The organism is Micromonospora sp. USAFONa4 (genome assembly GCF_057197825.1).
Map to the genome: position 1 here is coordinate 2134949 of NZ_CM170072.1, position 17919 is coordinate 2152867.

The window sequence follows — 17919 nt, forward strand, 5'->3', positions numbered from 1 at the left end:
CTGCCCGTCAGTACGTGTAGAAGCCCTTGCCGCTCTTGCGCCCGAGGTCGCCGGCGGTGACCATGCGCTGGAGCAGCTCCGGCGGGAAGAACTTCTCGTCCGCCGTGTCGGTGTAGATGTTCTTCGAGGCGTGCAGCAGCACGTCCACGCCGGTCAGGTCCGTGGTGGCCAGGGGGCCCATGGCGTGACCGAAGCCGAGGCGGCAGGCGGTGTCCAGGTCCTCGGCCGACACCACGCCCGACTCGACGAGCTTGACCGCCTCGACGACCAGGGCGGCGATCAGCCGGGTGGTGACGAAGCCCGCGATGTCCCGGTTGACCACCACGACCGTCTTGCCGATCTCCTCGGCGAACGACTTCGCCGTGGCCAGGGTCTCGTCGCTGGTCTTGTAGCCGCGCACCAGCTCACAGAGCTTCATCATCGGCACCGGCGAGAAGAAGTGGGTGCCGACGACCGCCTCCGGGCGCTCGGTCACCGCGGCGATCTGCGTCACCGGGATGGCCGAGGTGTTGGTCGCGAGCACCGCGTCGGCCTTGCAGATCTTGTCCAGCGCGCGGAACACCTCGTGCTTGATCTCCAGCCGTTCGAAGACCGCCTCGACCACGATGTCCGCGTCGGCCGCCGCCTCCAGGTCGGTGGTGGGGGTGATCCGGCCCAGCGCCGCCTCGACCTCGGACGCCTCGATCCTGCCCTTCTCGGCGAACTTGGTCAGCGACTTCCGGATGCCGTCCATGCCCCGCCCGGTGGCCGCGTCGTCCAGGTCCCGCAGCGTCACCTGCCAGCCCGCCTGCGCCGCCACCTGGGCGATGCCCGAGCCCATCAGCCCGGCTCCGACGACCGCGAGTCGACCCGCCATCTGCTTCTCCCTCGCCTGATTGAGTGTCTGCCAGCACCCTAGTCGGCGAGCCTGAACGGATGCTAAGGCGGCCGGGCGGGGCAGGCCCTCCAGGTGCCGGCCCACGTGCGCGGCCCCGCCGGGGGCCGTCGGCCCCGGAGGGCGAGGTGCCGCTCGGGCGCGGCAGGCTCAGATGCTCAGGTCCGGCTCCTCCGGCGCGGTGCCCCGCTCCACCTCGACCCCGAGCGCGCGCAGGTCGGCCGCGAAGTCCGGGTAGCCCCGGTCCACGTGGTGCACGTGCGAGACCTCGGTGACCCCCTCGGCGCAGAGCCCGGCGATGATCAACCCGGCGCCGGCCCGGATGTCGGTGGCGCGCACGGGCGCGCCGGAGAGCCGGTCCCGGCCCCGGACCACCGCGTGGTGGCCGTCGGTCTTGATGTCCGCGCCCAGCCGCATCATCTCGTTGGCGAACATGAACCGGCCGTCGAAGATGTTCTCGGTGATCAAGGAGGCCCCGTCGCTGACCGCCGCCAGCCCGATCGCCATCGGCAGCAGGTCGGTGGCGAAGCCCGGGTACGGCAGCGTCACGACGTCCACCGCCTTCGGCCGGTCGTCCATCCGGATCCGGAACGCGTCGCCCCGGGTCTCCACCAGGCCCCCGGCGGAGACCAGCTTGTCGAGCGCCACCTCCAGGAACGCCGGCTCCACCCCGGTCACGGTGACGTCCCCCCGGGTCATCGCCGCGCCGAACGCCCAGGTACCGGCGACGATCCGGTCCCCCACCGTCGCGTGCCGCACCGGCCGCAGCCCCGGCACCCCCTCGATGTGCAGGGTGGAGGTGCCGGCGCCGGAGATCCGGGCGCCCATCTGGTTCAGCATCGTGCAGATGTCGACGATCTCCGGCTCCCGGGCGGCGTTGTCGATGACGCTCGGCCCCCGGGCCAGCACCGCCGCCATGACCAGGTTCTCGGTCGCCCCGACGCTGGGGAAGTCGAGCACGATCTCCGCGCCGTGCAGCCCGTGCGGCGCCGACGCGATCACGAAGCCGTGCTCCCCGGAGATCTCGGCACCCATCCGGGTCAGCCCGGAGACGTGCATGTCCAGGCCCCGCGAGCCGATGGCGTCGCCGCCCGGGTGGGCCACCCGCACGTGTCCCCGGCGGGCCAGCAGCGGGCCCAGCACGCAGATCGAGGCGCGCAGCCGGCGTACGAGGTCGTAGTCCGCCTCCGCGCCGGGCTGCTCGGGCACGTCGATGACGACCGACCGGGAGCGGGCCACCCCGCCGTACGCGACCATGGGGTCGACCGGGTCGTCGGCGTCGAACCGGACGCCGCAGCCGAGCCGGCGGAGCACCTCGCCCATGATCGCGATGTCGGTGATGCGCGGCACGTTGGTGATGACGCTGCGGCCCGGCGCGAGCAGCGCGGCGGCCATCAGCTTCAGCGCCGAGTTCTTGGCTCCCACGACGTGCACCGAGCCGGCCAGGCGCGCGTCGCCGCGCACCCGGATGACGTCGAGGTCGTGGACCGCCGGGTCACCGGCGTCGCCGGGGCCCCCGGCCGCCCGGACGGCGGTGCCGCCCGGCCGCTCCGGGATCGTCAGGTCCGGTATCCGTAGGCTGTGCGTCATGGCCGTCCACCTCACGCGCATCTACACCAAGGCCGGCGATGCCGGCATGACCAGGCTGAGCAACAACGAGCAGGTGCCGAAGACCGATCCGCGCATCTCCGCGTACGCGGACGTCGACGAGTGCAACGCCGCGATCGGCGTGGCGCTCGCCCTGGGACAGCTCGACGAGGAGCTGCGGGCCGTCCTGGCGTCGATCCAGAACGACATGTTCGACGTGGGCGCCGACCTGGCCACCCCGGTCGAACCCGACCCGAAGTACCCGCCGCTGCGGGTCACCGAGGCGTACGTCGAGCGCCTGGAGGGCTGGTGCGACGAGTACAACGCACGCCTGAGCAAGCTCGACTCCTTCATCCTCCCCGGCGGCACCGCGGGTGCGGCGCTGCTGCACGTGGCGCGGACGGTCGCCCGACGCGCCGAGCGGGCGGCGTGGGCCCTGGTCGCGCACGACCCCGAGCGGACCAGCTCGCTCCCGGCAAAGTATCTCAACCGGCTATCGGATCTGCTCTTTATCCTGTCAAGAACGGCAAATCCGGACGGAGATGTGCTATGGGTGCCGGGCGGCAACCGCTGACCGCCCGTCGTCAGTGCCCACCGGATGTTCCGGTGGGCACGCTGCACCACGTCGAGGTCCGGATACCCGGTCTGGCCGCCGCCGTACGCAGCTGGGACTGGCTGCTCGGCGAGCTGTCGAACTCGTCGCCTCACCACCCGGGTGGTTCAAGCCTGACCGCCCGGAGCGGGTGGGCTCCCCGGAAACCCCCCACCGCACACCTGGTCAGGCAGCGGGCCAGTCCTGGGAGGCCAGACGCGGCGAGACCGCCCCCGGAGGGGCGGCCTCGAGCCAGGAGAGGAATCCGGTGACCGTGGACCGGGCCATGGCGATCTCCACCGGGGCGTGGTCACTCGTACAGCGGAGGATGACCCAGTCGGCGGGCATCGAGAGGCGCTCCTGCCCCTCGGGCAGCCGCCGTCGCTCGACGGCAAGCCCCTCGCGGGAGAGCACCCGGGCGGGGCGGATGGCGAAACTGAACAGCCGGTACCAGCGGAGTTCGTCGCCCACGAAGCGGCCGAAGCCGGGAGACCAGCCTCGGCCGTCGAGCATCGTGGAGGTCCGGACGCCGAGCCGGATGATGCCACCGCTACGGGTGACGACGGCCCGCCGGGCGAAGAGGATCAGCAGTGCGCCGAGGATGACGGCGACGCCGATTCCGATCCCCCCGACGATCTCCATCGACGCTTGGGCTCAGCGGCTCTGCGCGGCGGAGACCGGGGTGGCGCTCTCGGCCAGGACGGTGACGCCCTCGGCGGTCACCGACAGGAAGCCGCCGGCCACCTCGTAGGAGACCTGCTCGCCGCCGGGAAGCTTGATGCGCACCTCGCCGGGCTCGGCAAGCTGGCCGAGCAGGGGCGCGTGCCCCGCCAGCACACCCAGCTCGCCCTCGGTCGTGCGGGCGACGACCATCTCGGCCTCGCCGGACCAGACCTTCTCCTCGACGGCTACGAGCTCGACGTGAAGCTGCTTTGCCACGCTGTCTCCTTGCTGCGGCGGCGGATTGTCGAAAGTCTAGTCGTGCCGCCGACCCGCCCCCAACGCGGGTGGCGAGACCTGCGCCACGACTACTTCGCCTTGTTCTGGAAGTCGGGATGCTCCACCAGGAACGCGTCGAGCTGCCCCTGGCGCAGCGCGGCGAAGAAGTCGTCCACGGCGGGCTGGAACTTCTCGCCCCGGTATTCGCCGTTCTGGATGACCGAGCCACCCGGCAACTTGATCATCTGGATCGTCTCCGGGCGGATGTCCTTGAGCGCCAGGCCGAAGTCGACCACGCCGTGGCCCCGGCCACTGAAGATCAGCGACTGCCCGGCCGCGCGCAGCACCCGGTCCAACTTGACCGGGTTGGTGACCACGTCGGCGCTGAGCGCCTGACCGGCCATGGCCTTGACGAACTGCTGCTGGTGCCGCTGCCGCCCGTAGTCGCCGTCCGGGACGCCGTTCTTCGGGTAGCGCTGGCGGACGTAGTCGAGCGCCTGCCAGCCGTTGAGGTGCTGGTTGCCCTTCTTGTAGACCGCCTGCGGGCCGACGTAGCCCTCGCCGTTCGGGTTGGCCTTGCGGTGTTTGCCGTCCGGCTCGCGGTGCTCGGAGCGCACCTCGCGCTCGATGTACATGTCGACGCCGCCCATCGCGTCGACGATCTTCTTGAAGCCGTTGAAGTTGATGATCGCGCCGGCGTCGAAGCGCGTGATGCCGGTGACGTTCTGCACCGTCGTCGCCAGCAGCTCGAAGCCGCGGGCCGCGTCCGGGTTGCCGCCGGGCACCCGGCTGCCGTACGACATCGCCGCGTTGAGCCGGTCGGTGCCGCCGTTGAACTCCGCCCGGCTGAACTCGGGGATCTCCACGATGAGGTCACGCGGCATCGAGAAGAGGTAGGCCCGGTCCAGCTCCGTCGGCACGTGCAGCACCATGACCGAGTCGGCCAGCGGCGGCATCTCGGGGTTGCGCGGGTCGATGCCCACCAGCAGGATGTTGAGCGGCCCCTTGATGTCGCTCTTGCGCTCCTTCGCCCCGGCGGCCTGGTCGCCGAAGAGGTCGGCCTTGCCGACGGCCCCCTCGTAACGGGCCATCAGCGCCTCGGCACCGACCAGCACGGCCCCGCTGAGCAGCATCAGGACGGCACCGAACACGGTGCAGACCCGGGCCCAGCGCGGCACCCCCGACCACCTGGACGGCTTGCCGCCGCCCTTGTCGGCCTTACCCACGATCATCTCCGTTCGTCACGCCCACGATCAGGAGACGGGCGCATGCGGCCGATTCGTTGCGGATCGACGCCCACGTGGTGGGTGGGCGGATCGACGGTACCTCGCGTACGGCATGATCGCCGACCACGCGGAACCGGCCAGCGGCGGCCACCGGACCCGGAAACGGACGAAAGGCCGCCCCGGCGTTGCCGGGGCGGCCTTTCGTCAGGACCGACAGGTCAGCTCTTCATGAGCTCGGCTGCCTTGCGCTCCAGGTCCTCGAGACCGCCGCACATGAAGAAGGCCTGCTCGGGGAAGTGGTCGTACTCGCCCTCGCTGATCTTCCGGAAGGCCTCGATGGTCTCCTGGATCGGGACCGTCGAGCCCGGCACGCCGGTGAACTGCTCCGCCGCGTAGGTGTTCTGCGACAGGAAGCGCTCGATGCGCCGCGCGCGCTGCACGGTGATCTTGTCTTCCTCGGAGAGCTCCTCGATACCGAGGATGGCGATGATGTCCTGCAGGTCCTTGTACTTCTGCAGGATCCGCTTCACCTCGGTGGCGACCGCGAAGTGCTCGGCGCCGACGAACTCCGGGGCGAGGATCCGCGACGAGGACGCCAGCGGGTCAACCGCCGGGTAGATGCCCTTGTCGGAGATCGACCGCTCCAGGTTGGTGGTGGCGTCGAGGTGGGCGAACGTGGTGGCCGGGGCGGGGTCGGTGTAGTCGTCCGCCGGCACGTAGATCGCCTGCATCGAGGTGATGGCCTGGCCCCGGACGGAGGTGATCCGCTCCTGGAGCTCGCCCATCTCGTCGGCCAGGGTCGGCTGGTAGCCCACCGCGCTCGGCATGCGGCCGAGCAGGGTGGAGACCTCGGAGCCGGCCTGGGTGAAGCGGAAGATGTTGTCGATGAAGAGCAGCACCTCCTGCTTCTTCACGTCGCGGAAGTACTCCGCCATCGTCAGCGCCGACAGGGCGACCCGCAGCCGGGTGCCCGGCGGCTCGTCCATCTGGCCGTAGACCAGCGCGGTCTTGTCGATGACGCCGGACTCGGTCATCTCGGCGATGAGGTCGTTGCCCTCACGGGTGCGCTCACCCACGCCGGCGAAGACCGAGGTACCACCGAAGTTCCGGGCCACACGGGTGATCATCTCCTGGATGAGCACCGTCTTGCCGACGCCGGCACCGCCGAACAGGCCGATCTTGCCGCCCTTGACGTACGGGGCGAGCAGGTCGATGACCTTGATGCCGGTCTCCAGCATCTCGGTCTTCGGCTCCAGGTCCGCGAAGGCCGGGGCCTTGCGGTGGATGCCCCAGTGGTCGTCGGGCTGGAGCGTCTCGCCCTCGGTGAGGTTGAGGCACTCGCCGATCGCGTTGAACACGTGGCCCTTGACCGTGTCGCCCACCGGAACGGTGATCGGCGAGCCGGTGTCGCGCACCTCGGTGCCACGGACCAGGCCGTCGGTCGGCTGCATCGAGATGGCGCGGACCATGTTGTCACCCAGGTGCTGGGCGACCTCCAGGGTCAGCGTCTTCTCGCCGCCGGAGAGCGTCACGTCCACGTGCAGGGCGTTGAACAGGGCGGGCATGGCGTCGCGCGGGAACTCGGCGTCGACGACCGGGCCGATGACCCGGACCACGCGACCCGTGGCCGTCTTGGTCTCTACTGGGGCAGTCATCACACTTCACTTCCCGACGCGGCCAGCGCGTTAGCGCCGCCGACGATCTCGCTGATCTCCTGGGTGATCCCGGCCTGGCGGGCCGAGTTCATCTCACGCGTGTACTTCTCGATCATCTCTTCGGCGTTGTCGGTGGCGCTCTTCATCGCCCGCCGACGGGCCGCCGACTCGCTCGCCGCCGACTCCAGCAACGCCGCGTAGATCCGCGTGTTGATGTACTTCGGCAGCAGCGCGTCGAGCAGCGCCTCCGCGTCCGGCTCGAACTCGTAGGCCGGCAGCGCGCCCTCGGACCGGGGCCGGTCCTCCACCTGCATGGGGCCCATGATCCGGGCGACCGGGGTCTGGGTCATCAGGGAGTGGAACTCGGTGTAGACGATGTGCAGCTCGTCGACGCCGAGCACCCCGTCCGCACCGGCGCCGCCGTCGACGTCGTCCGCGCCGGCGGTGAACGCCTTGATCAGCGTCTCGCCCACGGCGCGGGCGTCGGCGAAGGTCGGCTGCTCCGAGAACCCGGTCCAGTTGGCCTCGATCGGCCGGTCACGGAACCGGAAGAACCCGACACCCTTGCGCCCGATGACGTAGAGCACCGGCTCCTTGCCGTCGGCGCGCAGCCGGGCGATCAGCGACTCGGCCATCTTGATGGCGTTGGAGCTGTAGCCGCCGGCGAGGCCGCGGTCGGAGGTGACCAGCAGGACGCCCGCCCGCCGCACCCGCTCGCGCGGGGTGAGCAGCGGGTGGTCGATCCGCGCGTTGGACGCCAGCGCCGTGAGCACGCCGGTGACCGCCTGGGCGTACGGCAGGGACGCCGCCACCCGGGCCTGGGCCTTGGCGATGCGGCTCGTCGCCACGAGCTCCATCGCCTTGGTGATCTTCTTCATCCCCTTCGCCGAGCGGATCCGCTGACGAAGAACGCGAACCTGGGCCGCCATGAATCAGCCCTTACCGGTTCTCGGCCGGGCGGTCGCCCGTGCCGTCGCGGTAGCGGCTCACCGTCTCGCGGTCCTGCTCGCCCTCGAGCGGCGCAGCCGGCGCGTCGTTGATCCGCCGCTCGTCCTCCTTGCCGAGGAAGACCTGCTTGAACTCGGTGATGGCGGAGTCCAGGGAGTTGATGATGTCGTCGTTCCACTGGTGGTCGGCGATGCTCGCCAGGACACCCTCGTGCTTGTGCCGGAGGTACTGGAGGAACTCCGACTCGAAGCGACGGATCTCGCCGACCGGGACGTCGTCCAGCTTGCCCTCGGTGCCGGCCCAGACCGAGACGACCTGCTCCTGCACCGGGTACGGCGAGTAGTTCGCCTGCTTGAGCAGCTCGACCAGGCGGGAGCCACGGTCCAGCTGGGCGCGGGAGGTCTTGTCCAGGTCGGAGGCGAAGGCGGCGAACGCCTCCAGCTCGCGGAACTGGGCCAGGTTGAGCCGCAGCGAACCGGCGACCTTCTTCATCGGCTTCACCTGCGCGGCGCCACCGACCCGGGAGACCGAGGTGCCGACGTTGATGGCCGGCCGGACGCCCTGGTTGAACAGGTCGGTCTCGAGGAAGATCTGGCCGTCGGTGATGGAGATGACGTTGGTCGGGATGAAGGCCGAGATGTCGTTGGCCTTCGTCTCGATGATCGGCAGGCCGGTCATCGAGCCGCCGCCCAGCTCGTCGGAGAGCTTCGCGCAGCGCTCCAGCAGGCGGGAGTGCAGGTAGAAGACGTCGCCCGGGTACGCCTCGCGGCCCGGCGGGCGACGCAGCAGCAGGGACACGGCGCGGTACGCCTCGGCCTGCTTGCTCAGGTCGTCGAAGACGATCAGGACGTGCTTGCCGCCGTACATCCAGTGCTGCCCGATGGACGAGCCGGTGTAGGGGGCGAGGTACTTGAAGCCGGCCGGGTCGGAGGCCGGGGAGGCGACGATGGTGGTGTACTCCATCGCGCCCGCCTCCTCCAGGACGCCCTTGATCGAGGCGATCGTGGAGGCCTTCTGGCCGATGGCGACGTAGATGCAGCGGACCTGCTTCTTCGGGTCGCCGGAGCGCCAGTTGTCCCGCTGGTTGAGGATGGTGTCCAGCGCGACGGTGGTCTTGCCGGTCTTCCGGTCGCCGATGATCAGCTGACGCTGGCCACGGCCGATCGGGGTCATGGCGTCGACGGCCTTGAGGCCGGTCTGCAGCGGCTCGTCGACGGACTGCCGGGCCATCACGTTCGGGGCCTGGAGCTCCAGCTCGCGGAAGCCCTCGTTGGCGATGTCACCGAGCCCGTCGATCGGCTGGCCGAGCGCGTTGACCACGCGGCCGAGGAAGGCGTCGCCGACCGGCACGGAGAGCACCCGGCCGGTGCGCTTGACGCGCTGCCCCTCTTCGAGCTTGGCGGAGTCACCGAGAACGACGACACCGATCTCCCGGACGTCGAGGTTCAGCGCCACACCCAGCGTGCCGTCCTCGAACTCCAGGAGCTCGTTGGTCATGGTCGAGGGGAGGCCCTCGACGTGGGCGATGCCGTCGCCGGTGTCGGCGACGGTGCCGACCTCCTCGCGGGAGAGTTCGGACGAGTAGGAGGAGACGTAGCGCTCCAGGGCGCCGCGGATCTCCTCCGTCGAGATGGTCAGCTCGGCCATCCTCTGCTTCCTTAAGTATCAGGGGCCCGGGATACCTAGTACCGACCGGTCCGAATGGCGTCTATTCACAGGCGCTGAGCGGTGCTGCCGCCTCAGCGCTTCGCGAGCGCGTTGCGGCTCTCGTTGAGGCGGCGCAGGACGGTGCCGTCGTACAGGTCGGAACCGACCCGTACGCTCACGCCACCGAGAACCGAGGGGTCCACCGTCTGCTTGACGGAGACCTCCCGACCGTATATCGCGGAGAGACTCGCGCCCAGCCGGCGCTCGTCCTCTTCACTCAACGGGGCCGCGGCGGTCACGTACGCCACCTGCCGGTCCCGCCGGTCGGCGGCCAGCTCGACCAGCCGGGTGAGCGCCCCGGCGAAGTTGCGTCCGCCGAACCCGGCGAGCGCGACCCCGACGAGGTAGCCGGTGACCGGCCGGGCCTTGCCGGCGAGCAGCTGGTCGACCAGCGTGGCCCGCCGCTCGGCCGGGACGGTCGGGTCGGAGAGCGCGCTGGACAGCCCCGGCGAACCGGCGACGACCTGCCCGAAGCGGAACAGCTCGTCCTCGACCTCGCCCAGCTCGCCCGCGGAGTCGGCGCCCGCCAGGAGAGCGTCGACGCCCAGCCGCTCGGCGGCGTCGAGCAGCTCCGAGGGCGCCGACCAGCGGCCGGCGACCAGCGAGGCGATCAGGTCCAGCGCCTCGGCGTCGACCTTGCCGCGCAGCAGCTCGCCGAGCAGCCCGGCACGGTCGGCACCGGTGCGGGCCGGGTCGGAGAGCGCCCGGCGCAGCCGCGGCTCGCGCCGCAGCAGGTTGGCGACGGAGAGGATGGCGTCGGCGGTGGTGGCCACCGCCGACGGCTCCGCACCGCGGACGTACGTGTCGAGGCGCTCGGCCGCGACCTTGTACGACTCCCGGCTGGCGGCCTGCATCAGCGGGCCCCCGCGCTCTCGAGGTTGCTCAGGAACCGGTCGACGGTGCCCTTGCGGCGCGCCTCGTCGGCGAGGGACTCCCCGACGATCTTGCTGGCCAGGTCGACCGCGATCGTGCCGACCTCGGTGCGCAGCTCGCGCACGATGGTGGCGCGCTCGGCGGCGAGCTGCTCCTTGCCCGCGGCGATGATCCGGTCGGACTCCTCCCGCGCCTTGGCGAGGATGTCCTGGCGGATGCCCTCGGCGTCGGCCCGGGCGTCGTCCCGGATCCGGGCCGCCTCGGTACGCACCTCGGCGAGCTGGGCCCGGTACTGCTCGAGCACCTGGTTCGCTTCGGCCTGGGCGGCCTCGGCCCGCTTGAGCCCACCCTCGATCGCGTCGACCCGCGCCTGGTACATCGCCTCCATGCGGGGCATGACGAACTTCAGCAGGACGAAGCAGAGCAGGGCGAAGGCGATGGTCCCGACGACCATCTCCTGCCAGATGGGCAGGATCGGGTTGTGCTCCACACCTTCTGCGGCGATGAACATGTCAGACCTCCGGGTCGGGAGAGAACTCTCGTCAGCCGCCGACGGCGAAGGCGAGCACCAGGCCGAAGAGTGCGAGCGCCTCGACGAGAGCGAAGCCCAGGATCAGCCAGGTGCGGTTGTAGCCGGCGGACTCCGGCTGGCGCGCGCTCGACTGGATGTAGGCCGCGAAGACCAGGGCGACACCGATACCGGGGCCGATGGCGGCGAGGCCGTAGCCGATGGTGTTGACGCTACCGCCGATCTCGGCAAGAACAGTCATTGCGGGTATTCCTCCTGTTCGACGCGTGAGGTCTCACGCGTACGCGGGTCGGTACCAGAAGCTTGGTCGGGCCGGGTGGCCCGCCGAGCCCGATCAGTGCTCGTCGGCGAGCGAACTTCCGATGTAGTTCGCGCTCAGCGTGACGAAGACGTAGGCCTGCAGGACGGCGACCAGCACCTCGAAGAAGGCCATCACGATCGCCATCAGGAAGGAGAAGACCGAGGTCACCTGGATGAACAGGCTGCTCGAGTTGAGCATCACGAAGCCGCCGATGGTGAAGACCAGCAGCAGCAGGTGGCCGGCGAACAGGTTCGCGAAGAGCCGCAGGGCCAGCGTGACGGGCCGGACGATGAACGTCTGCATGAACTCGATCGGGATCAGCAGGATGTGCATGGGCCACGGCACGTTCGGGATGATCAGGCTCATCTTGAGGTACTTGCCGAGGCCGTGCTTGCGGGCGCCGATGTAGAGGTACATCACGTAGGAGATCGCGGCGAGCACGATGGGGAACGCGATGTGCGAGTTCGGCGAGATCTGCAACCCGGGCACGATGGCGAAGAGGTTGGTCAGCACGATGAAGCTGAACAGCACCGTGAAGTAGGGCGCGAAGCGGATGCCCGCATTGCCCATCTGCTCGCGGGCGATGTTGTCCCGGACCAGGCCGTAGACCGACTCCGCGTACCACTGGGCCTTACCGGGGACCAGCTTGGGCTTCCGGTAGGCGACCATGAAGAAGATGATCAGCAACGCGACCGCGAGCCAGACCATGATCCCGAACTTGGTGACCCAGGGGCCAGCCACGTCCGGCGGGTAGAAATCTCCGACGCTGGGGGGCCAGGGAAGCCCCTCGGCGGCGACGAGCTGTCCACTCACCGTGTCATCCTCCGCACTCGACAGACCCGCGCGTGCTGGCACTCAAGCACTGAGCCTCTTCATGATCAGGTAAATCGCTCCGGCCGCGCCGAAGATCATGCCGAGGGCGACCCCGACGCCGGTTCGCAGATCGAGAAAACGCTCCGCCAACCACCCGAGGAAGCCCCACACCACGATGCCGGCGAGTAGGTAGCCCAGAACGGCACCTGCCGCGCCTTCCGACGAAGGGTCGTCGGACCTGCGGGGGTGTGGGTCTTCGGCCATGACGTGGCGAACGATATCAGCAGGGGCGCGCGGGAGTGTGCGGCACCCCCCACACTGCGAACAGCGTGCGGGCCATGGCGCGGGCGCGAAAGTCGTTGGTCAGGTTACTCCCGTGCGGCCCGCCGCGGCAGCCCGAAATGCCGGACGCAGATCCGACAGAACGCTCACTCACCGCGTCGCTCGAATGTGGGCAGCGGCGTACGCATGGCCCAGCCCAGGTGGGCGCCCGTCCAGACCACCACGGCCGCGATGATGGCCACCCCCATGTCCGGCAGGCCGGGCCAGCCGGTGGCCGCCACGGCGGCCATCGCCACCCCGAGCACCACGATCTTCGTGGCGTAGGTGACCAGCCCCACCGACATGATCATCCGAGGGTTGACGGCGTCGGCCCAGGCCACCGAGACGCCGGAGACCAGGTAGCTGACGACGACCAGCGCGATCCCGGCGGCCACCCCGGCCGCGCCGGTGCCGCCCCGCAGCACCGCCGCGGCCGGGACCCCGACCAGCGCGAGCACCGCGCAGGCCAGCAGCGGCAGGCGCAGGTGCGGCAGCCGGGACCGGATGGCGCCCGGCTCGCCCGCGCGCGGCTCGCTCATCGGGGGTACGCCGGGAAGGCGGCGACCAGCTCGGCGACCTCGCCGGCGAGCCCGGCGAGGGTGTCGGCGCCCCCGGGGGCGGCCGGATCGGTGCGCACGGCGCGGGCGATCAGCGAGGCGACCTGCCGCATCTCCGGCTCGCGCATGCCCTGGGTGGTGACGCTCGGGGTGCCCACCCGGATGCCCGAGGCCACCATCGGCTTCTGCGGGTCGTACGGGATCGCGTTCTTGTTCAGGGTGATGCCGGCGGCGTCGCAGCGCGCCTCGGCGTCCGCGCCGGTGACCCCGACCTCGCGCAGGTCGACCAGGGCGAGGTGGGTGTCGGTGCCCCCGGAGACCGGGCGCATCCCCTCGTCGGCCAGCCCGGCGGCGAGCGCCCGCGCGTTCGCCACCACGCGCTCGGCGTAGGCCCGGAACTCGGGCTGGGCGGCCTCGCGCAGCGCGACCGCCTTGGCGGCGACGGCGTGCATCAGCGGGCCGCCCTGGGTGAACGGGAAGACCGCCTTGTCGATGCGCTGGGCCAGCGACTCCCGGCACAGGATCATGCCGCCGCGCGGCCCGCGCAGCACCTTGTGCGTGGTGAGGCAGACGACGTCGGCGTGCGGCACCGGTGACGGGACGGCCTTCCCGGCGACCAGCCCGATGAAGTGCGCGGCGTCGACCATCAGGTACGCCCCGACCTCGTCGGCGATCTCGCGGAACCGCGCGAAGTCGATCAACCGTGGGTACGCCGTCGCCCCACATATGATCATCTTGGGCCGGTGGGCGAGGGCCAGGTCGCGTACCTCGTCGTAGTCGATCAGCTCGGTGTCCCGCCGCACCGTGTAGCCGACCGTGTGGAACCACTTGCCGGAGAAGTTGACCCGGCTGCCGTGGGTGAGGTGGCCGCCGTGCGGCAGGTCCATGGCGAGCACCGTGTCCCCCGGCTGGACCAGCGCCGCGTACGCGGCCAGGTTGGCGCTCGCCCCCGAGTGCGGCTGGAGGTTGGCGTGCTCCGCGCCGAAGAGCTCCTTCGCCCGCGCGATGCCGATCTCCTCGGCCCGGTCGACCTCGGCGCAGCCGCCGTAGTAGCGCCGGCCCGGGTAGCCCTCGGCGTACTTGTTGGTCAGGGTCGAGCCGAGCGCGGCCAGCACCGCCGGCGAGGTGAGGTTCTCGCTGGCGATCAGTTGCAGGCCGCCCCGGAGCCGGTCCAGCTCGCCGAGCACCACCCCGGCGATCTCCGGGTCGGTCGCGCGGAGCTGGTCGAAGTCCGGCCCCCAGAAGGTGCTCGTCTCAGTAGCCACGACGCCAGAGTCTATTGGGCCGCACACTGGAGACCGTGAGATGCCTGGTCACGGGAGCTACGGGTTACATCGGCGGGCGGCTGGCGCCCCGGCTGCTGGCCGAGGGGCACACGGTGCGCTGCCTCGCCCGCAAGGCGGGGCGGCTGCGGGACGTGCCGTGGGCGGCGCGGACGGAGATCGTCGAGGGCGACCTGCGCGCGCCGGAGACGCTGCCCGCCGCGTTCGCGGGCGTGGACGTCGCCTACTACCTGGTGCACTCGCTCGGCCAGGCCGGCTTCGAGGCCGCCGACCGGGAGGCCGCCACCCGGTTCGCCGAGGCCGCGCGCGCCGCCGGCGTACGCCGGATCGTCTACCTGGGCGGGCCGGAGCCGGCGGCGGACCGGGAGGTCCCGTCGGCGCACCTGCGCTCCCGGGCCGAGGTGGGACGGATCCTGCTCGACAGCGGCGTGCCGACGGCGGTGCTGCGGGCCGCGGTGATCATCGGGTCCGGGTCGGCCTCGTTCGAGATGCTGCGCTACCTGACCGAGCGCCTGCCGGCCATGGTCACCCCCCGCTGGGTCCGCAACCGGATCCAGCCGATCGCCGTCCGGGACGTGCTGCGCTATCTGGCCGGCTGCGCGCACCTGCCGCCGGAGGTCAACCGCGCCTTCGACATCGGCGGGCCGGACATCCTCACCTTCCAGGACATGATGCAGCGGTACGCGCGGGTGGCCGGGCTGCGCCGGCGGACGATCGTGCCGGTACGACCGCTGACGCCGTCGCTCTCCTCGCACTGGGTCGGGCTCGTCACGCCGGTGCCGAACGCGATCGCCCGACCGCTGGTGGAGAGCCTGGTCCACGAGGCCGTCGCCCACGAGCACGACATCGCCGCCTACGTGCCCGACCCGCCGGAGGGGCTGACCGGCTTCGACCAGGCGGTCGCGGCGGCCCTGGCGAAGGTCCGCGACGGCGAGGTGGAGACCCGCTGGTCGACCGCGAGCGGCCCCGACGCGCCGGCCGAGCCGCTGCCCAGCGACCCGGAGTGGTCCGGCGGGACCGCCTACACCGACGTCCGCGAGCGGGCGGTGCACGCACCGCCGGAGGAGCTGTGGCGGGTCGTCGAGGGCGTCGGCGGGGAGCACGGCTGGTACTCGTTCCCGCTGGCCTGGTCGGTCCGCGGCTGGCTGGACCGGCTGATCGGCGGCGTGGGGCTGCGCCGTGGCCGGCGCGACCCGCACCGCCTCCAGGTCGGCGAGGCGCTGGACTTCTGGCGGGTGGAGGAGATCGTGCCCGGCGAGCTGCTGCGGCTGCGCGCCGAGATGCGGCTGCCGGGCCGGGCCTGGCTGGAGATGCGGGTGCTCCGGGTGGATGGCGGCGGCAGCCGCTACCAGCAGCGGGCGGTGTTCCTGCCACGCGGGCTGCCCGGGCACGCGTACTGGGGGGCGGTGGCGCCCTTCCACGCGGTGGTCTTCGGCGGGATGGCCCGCAACATCGCCCGCCAGGCCGAGCAGTCGGCCCGCCGGCCCGCCGCCGCGTTCCTGCGTCGCTGAGCCGCCCGCACCCCTGCGGCCCGCCGGTCTCAGTTGCCGGCGCGGGAGTCGGTGAGCCGGAATGCGGTCGTCTCGCTGGGCGGCACGAAGTCGCGCACCGGCTCGTCGCGCAGCGCGAAGGCGAGCACCTCCCCCACCGCCTCGACCATCTGCCCCTGCACCCGCTGGCCCACCGGGTCGCGCGGGTCGTCGGGGTTCGCGGCGATCGAGGCGATCGCGAGCTGCGGGGTGAAGGCGACGACGGTCTCCGTCGCGTACCCGTCCGAGCTGCCCGTCTTGCCCGCCACCGGCCGCCCGAGCTGCTGACGCAGCCCCTCGGCGGTGCCGAGGCTGCACTCCCGGTACATGGACTGGTCGCCCACGGGGCAGCGGGCCGCGTCCGCCGCCGCCCGGGCCACGTCCGCGTCCACCGCCTGGCGGCAGTGCGGCCGTGCGGCGGCCATCGGCCGGCCGGCCGCGTCGGCGATCGAGACGACCGGCAGCGGCGCGCACCACGAGCCCTCGGCCGCCACGGCGGCGTACGCGCCGGCCAGGTCGAGCGGGGTGGTGGCGGATACCCCGAGGGTGAACGGCCCCCACTCGCGCGCGCCGTGGCGGGCCAGCCGCGCGTCGTCCTCGGCACGGAAGACGATGCCGAGCCGCTCGGCCATCTCCACCACCCGGTCCGCGCCGACCCGCTCGGTCAGCCAGGCGAAGTACGTGTTGACCGACTCGCCGAAGGCCGTCCACATGGTGTGCCGGCCGTCCATCCGGTCGCTGGCGTTGCGCGGGCACCAGTACCCGTCGCAGCTCGCCGCCCCGCTCGCCGAGTAGTCGGTCACGATCCGCTCCGGCGCGTCGAACTCCGTGCTCAGCGGCAGCCCGGACTCCAGCGCGGCCAGCATCGTGAAGACCTTGAACGTGGAACCGGCCTGGTAGCCCTCGATCGCCCCGCCCCCGGCGACCAGCTGGTTGACCGTGTTCGGGTGGTTCTTCTGCCCGGCCGGGTTGGCGGCCACGCCGTAGTTGCGGTTCACCGCCATCGCGAGGACCCGACCCGTGCCGGGCTGGACCACCGCCGTCGGCGCCGCCCGGCGGTCGTCCACAGAGTAGATCCGGCGCACCTGCTCGGTGGTGGCGCGCTGCACCGCCGGGTCGAGCGAGGAGACGATGGAGAACCCGCCCCGGCGCAGCGTGAGCTGCCGCTCGTCGACCGTCGCGCCGAACGCCGGCTGGGCGTTCCACCAGCGGGTGAACCAGTCGCAGAAGAAGCCCCAGTCGTTGTGCTCCGCCGGCACCGCCGTGCAGTCGTTCGGCGTCTGGCTGGGGCGCAGCTTCAACTGCTCCGCCCTGGCCCGGTCCGCCGCCTCGGCCGGGACCTGCCCGGACTCCACCAGCCGGTCCAGCACGTACGCCCGGCGGGCGACCGCCGCGTCCGCGTCGCCGTTGATCGGGTCGTCGGTGTGCGGGGAGCGGACCAGGCCGGCCAGCAGCGCCGCCTCGGCCAGGGTGAGGTCCGCCGGCGGCTTCGAGAAGTAGCGGCGGCTCGCGGCGCCCACCCCGTACGCGCCAGCGCCGAAGTAGGCGATGTTCAGGTAGCGGGCGAGGATCTCGTCCTTGCTCAGCTCGCGTTCCAGGGCCAGCGCGTACCGCATCTCCTGGATCTTGCGCGCGGTGCTGAGCTCGGTGGCGGCGGCGCGCTGCCGCTCGCTCAGCCGGGGGTCGTTGCTGAGCACGTTGCGGACGTACTGCATGGTCAGCGTGGACGCGCCCTGCCGGGTCTCCCCGGCCCCCCGGTTCACGGTGAAGGCCCGCGCCACGCCGCGCAGGTCGACCCCGCTGTGCTCGTGGAACCGGGTGTCCTCGGCGGCGATGACCGCCTGCCGCATCACCGGCGCCACCTCGGCCAGCGGCACGTCCACCCGGTCCTCCTGGTAGAAGGAGGTGATCAGCGTCTTGCCGTCGTTGGCGTAGAGGTTCGAGCGCTGGGGCGTGGGCGGCGTGCGCAGCGTGTTCGGCAACTCCGAGTACGGCGCGGCGAGCGCCGAGAACCCGATCCCGAAGACCAGCGCGGCCGGGAGGGCCGCCACCGCGAGCGCCAGCCCGGCCAGCGAGCCGGCGAGCAGGACGGTGAACACTTTGTCGAGGCGTGCCCGGGTCATCAGCTCTCCCCGCAGGAGCCGGTCAGGACCCACTCAGAATGACCCGAAAGCCCCTCTGGACC

18 protein-coding genes are annotated in these 17919 nt (G+C 71.5%); 2 read left to right on the forward strand and 16 right to left on the reverse strand.

Annotated elements, in window-relative coordinates; translation table 11 throughout:
- Nucleotides 1-7: 7 nt before the first annotated feature.
- Nucleotides 8-856 (reverse strand): 3-hydroxyacyl-CoA dehydrogenase family protein, encoded by an 849-nt coding sequence (locus AC0OO9_RS08890; RefSeq protein ID WP_121399583.1) that lies wholly within the window; start codon nucleotides 854-856, stop codon nucleotides 8-10.
- A 168-nt stretch (nucleotides 857-1024) separates the two neighbouring features.
- Nucleotides 1025-2464 carry a UDP-N-acetylglucosamine 1-carboxyvinyltransferase gene (gene murA / locus AC0OO9_RS08895; RefSeq protein WP_132231214.1) on the reverse strand — a complete coding sequence of 480 codons (1440 nt, stop codon included), beginning with the start codon at nucleotides 2462-2464 and terminating at the stop codon, nucleotides 1025-1027.
- Between murA and AC0OO9_RS08900 the strand changes: the two genes are divergently transcribed.
- Nucleotides 2463-3035 (forward strand): cob(I)yrinic acid a,c-diamide adenosyltransferase, encoded by a 573-nt coding sequence (locus AC0OO9_RS08900; protein ID WP_132231212.1) that lies wholly within the window; start codon nucleotides 2463-2465, stop codon nucleotides 3033-3035. The two genes, murA and AC0OO9_RS08900, sit on opposite strands and share 2 nt — an antisense overlap.
- A 204-nt stretch (nucleotides 3036-3239) precedes the next feature.
- On the opposite strand, the gene AC0OO9_RS08905 is transcribed toward AC0OO9_RS08900, so the two are convergent.
- The 13 genes from AC0OO9_RS08905 to AC0OO9_RS08965 all read right to left on the reverse strand — a co-directional run bounded on the left by AC0OO9_RS08905 (nucleotide 3240) and on the right by AC0OO9_RS08965 (nucleotide 14187).
- Nucleotides 3240-3695: a DUF2550 domain-containing protein gene (locus tag AC0OO9_RS08905; protein ID WP_484516867.1), complete on the reverse strand. Its 456-nt coding sequence runs from the start codon at nucleotides 3693-3695 to the stop codon at nucleotides 3240-3242.
- Between the two features lie 12 nt (nucleotides 3696-3707).
- Nucleotides 3708-3992 carry a F0F1 ATP synthase subunit epsilon gene (locus tag AC0OO9_RS08910; RefSeq protein WP_132231208.1) on the reverse strand — a complete coding sequence of 95 codons (285 nt, stop codon included), beginning with the start codon at nucleotides 3990-3992 and terminating at the stop codon, nucleotides 3708-3710.
- An 89-nt stretch (nucleotides 3993-4081) separates the two neighbouring features.
- Nucleotides 4082-5224: an LCP family protein gene (locus tag AC0OO9_RS08915; RefSeq protein WP_484516869.1), complete on the reverse strand. Its 1143-nt coding sequence runs from the start codon at nucleotides 5222-5224 to the stop codon at nucleotides 4082-4084.
- 212 nt (nucleotides 5225-5436) lie between these two features.
- Complete coding sequence (gene atpD, locus AC0OO9_RS08920) at nucleotides 5437-6873, reverse strand: F0F1 ATP synthase subunit beta (RefSeq protein ID WP_132231204.1); 1437 nt, start codon at nucleotides 6871-6873, stop codon at nucleotides 5437-5439.
- Nucleotides 6873-7802: a F0F1 ATP synthase subunit gamma gene (locus AC0OO9_RS08925; protein WP_151452879.1), complete on the reverse strand. Its 930-nt coding sequence runs from the start codon at nucleotides 7800-7802 to the stop codon at nucleotides 6873-6875. The genes atpD and AC0OO9_RS08925 overlap by 1 nt, the downstream gene beginning before the upstream one ends.
- A gap of 10 nt (nucleotides 7803-7812) precedes the next feature.
- Nucleotides 7813-9468, reverse strand: coding sequence for a F0F1 ATP synthase subunit alpha (atpA, locus tag AC0OO9_RS08930; protein ID WP_357577210.1), 1656 nt, complete (start codon nucleotides 9466-9468; stop codon nucleotides 7813-7815).
- 92 nt (nucleotides 9469-9560) lie between these two features.
- Complete coding sequence (locus AC0OO9_RS08935; protein WP_132231198.1) at nucleotides 9561-10382, reverse strand: F0F1 ATP synthase subunit delta; 822 nt, start codon at nucleotides 10380-10382, stop codon at nucleotides 9561-9563.
- Entirely contained in the window at nucleotides 10382-10912 is a 531-nt protein-coding gene (locus AC0OO9_RS08940; RefSeq protein WP_088998661.1) for a F0F1 ATP synthase subunit B, read from the reverse strand. The genes AC0OO9_RS08935 and AC0OO9_RS08940 overlap by 1 nt, the downstream gene beginning before the upstream one ends.
- Before the next feature lie 31 nt (nucleotides 10913-10943).
- The gene (gene atpE / locus AC0OO9_RS08945) at nucleotides 10944-11171 is read right to left on the reverse strand and encodes an ATP synthase F0 subunit C (protein ID WP_088998660.1); all 228 of its coding nucleotides are present in this window, start codon (nucleotides 11169-11171) and stop codon (nucleotides 10944-10946) included.
- Between the two features lie 93 nt (nucleotides 11172-11264).
- Nucleotides 11265-12086, reverse strand: coding sequence for a F0F1 ATP synthase subunit A (atpB, locus tag AC0OO9_RS08950; protein WP_357577212.1), 822 nt, complete (start codon nucleotides 12084-12086; stop codon nucleotides 11265-11267).
- Nucleotides 12087-12308, reverse strand: coding sequence for a hypothetical protein (locus AC0OO9_RS08955; RefSeq protein WP_132231195.1), 222 nt, complete (start codon nucleotides 12306-12308; stop codon nucleotides 12087-12089).
- A gap of 164 nt (nucleotides 12309-12472) precedes the next feature.
- On the reverse strand, nucleotides 12473-12904 hold the full coding sequence (locus AC0OO9_RS08960; RefSeq protein WP_484516874.1) for a Cg1360 family ATP-synthase-associated protein: 432 nt from the start codon (nucleotides 12902-12904) through the stop codon (nucleotides 12473-12475).
- Nucleotides 12901-14187, reverse strand: coding sequence for a serine hydroxymethyltransferase (locus AC0OO9_RS08965; RefSeq protein WP_484516875.1), 1287 nt, complete (start codon nucleotides 14185-14187; stop codon nucleotides 12901-12903). The genes AC0OO9_RS08960 and AC0OO9_RS08965 overlap by 4 nt, the downstream gene beginning before the upstream one ends.
- A 35-nt stretch (nucleotides 14188-14222) precedes the next feature.
- Between AC0OO9_RS08965 and AC0OO9_RS08970 the strand changes: the two genes are divergently transcribed.
- A complete protein-coding gene (locus AC0OO9_RS08970) occupies nucleotides 14223-15716 on the forward strand; it encodes an SDR family oxidoreductase (protein ID WP_484516876.1) in 1494 nt (497 codons plus the stop codon).
- A gap of 29 nt (nucleotides 15717-15745) precedes the next feature.
- Here the strand turns inward: AC0OO9_RS08970 and AC0OO9_RS08975 are convergent, their stop codons facing one another.
- A complete protein-coding gene (locus AC0OO9_RS08975) occupies nucleotides 15746-17857 on the reverse strand; it encodes a transglycosylase domain-containing protein (protein WP_484516877.1) in 2112 nt (703 codons plus the stop codon).
- Nucleotides 17858-17919: the final 62 nt, after the last annotated feature.

Coding starts and splice junctions, on each gene's coding strand:
- AC0OO9_RS08890 (WP_121399583.1), bottom strand. CDS start 856: ATGGCGGGTCGACTCGCGGTCGTCGGAGCCGGGCTGATGGGCTCGGGC.
- AC0OO9_RS08900 (WP_132231212.1), top strand. CDS start 2,463: ATGGCCGTCCACCTCACGCGCATCTACACCAAGGCCGGCGATGCCGGC.
- murA (WP_132231214.1), bottom strand. CDS start 2,464: ATGACGCACAGCCTACGGATACCGGACCTGACGATCCCGGAGCGGCCG.
- AC0OO9_RS08905 (WP_484516867.1), bottom strand. CDS start 3,695: ATGGAGATCGTCGGGGGGATCGGAATCGGCGTCGCCGTCATCCTCGGC.
- AC0OO9_RS08915 (WP_484516869.1), bottom strand. CDS start 5,224: ATGATCGTGGGTAAGGCCGACAAGGGCGGCGGCAAGCCGTCCAGGTGG.
- atpD (WP_132231204.1), bottom strand. CDS start 6,873: ATGACTGCCCCAGTAGAGACCAAGACGGCCACGGGTCGCGTGGTCCGG.
- AC0OO9_RS08925 (WP_151452879.1), bottom strand. CDS start 7,802: ATGGCGGCCCAGGTTCGCGTTCTTCGTCAGCGGATCCGCTCGGCGAAG.
- atpA (WP_357577210.1), bottom strand. CDS start 9,468: ATGGCCGAGCTGACCATCTCGACGGAGGAGATCCGCGGCGCCCTGGAG.
- AC0OO9_RS08935 (WP_132231198.1), bottom strand. CDS start 10,382: ATGCAGGCCGCCAGCCGGGAGTCGTACAAGGTCGCGGCCGAGCGCCTC.
- AC0OO9_RS08940 (WP_088998661.1), bottom strand. CDS start 10,912: ATGTTCATCGCCGCAGAAGGTGTGGAGCACAACCCGATCCTGCCCATC.
- atpE (WP_088998660.1), bottom strand. CDS start 11,171: ATGACTGTTCTTGCCGAGATCGGCGGTAGCGTCAACACCATCGGCTAC.
- AC0OO9_RS08955 (WP_132231195.1), bottom strand. CDS start 12,308: ATGGCCGAAGACCCACACCCCCGCAGGTCCGACGACCCTTCGTCGGAA.
- AC0OO9_RS08960 (WP_484516874.1), bottom strand. CDS start 12,904: ATGAGCGAGCCGCGCGCGGGCGAGCCGGGCGCCATCCGGTCCCGGCTG.
- AC0OO9_RS08975 (WP_484516877.1), bottom strand. CDS start 17,857: ATGACCCGGGCACGCCTCGACAAAGTGTTCACCGTCCTGCTCGCCGGC.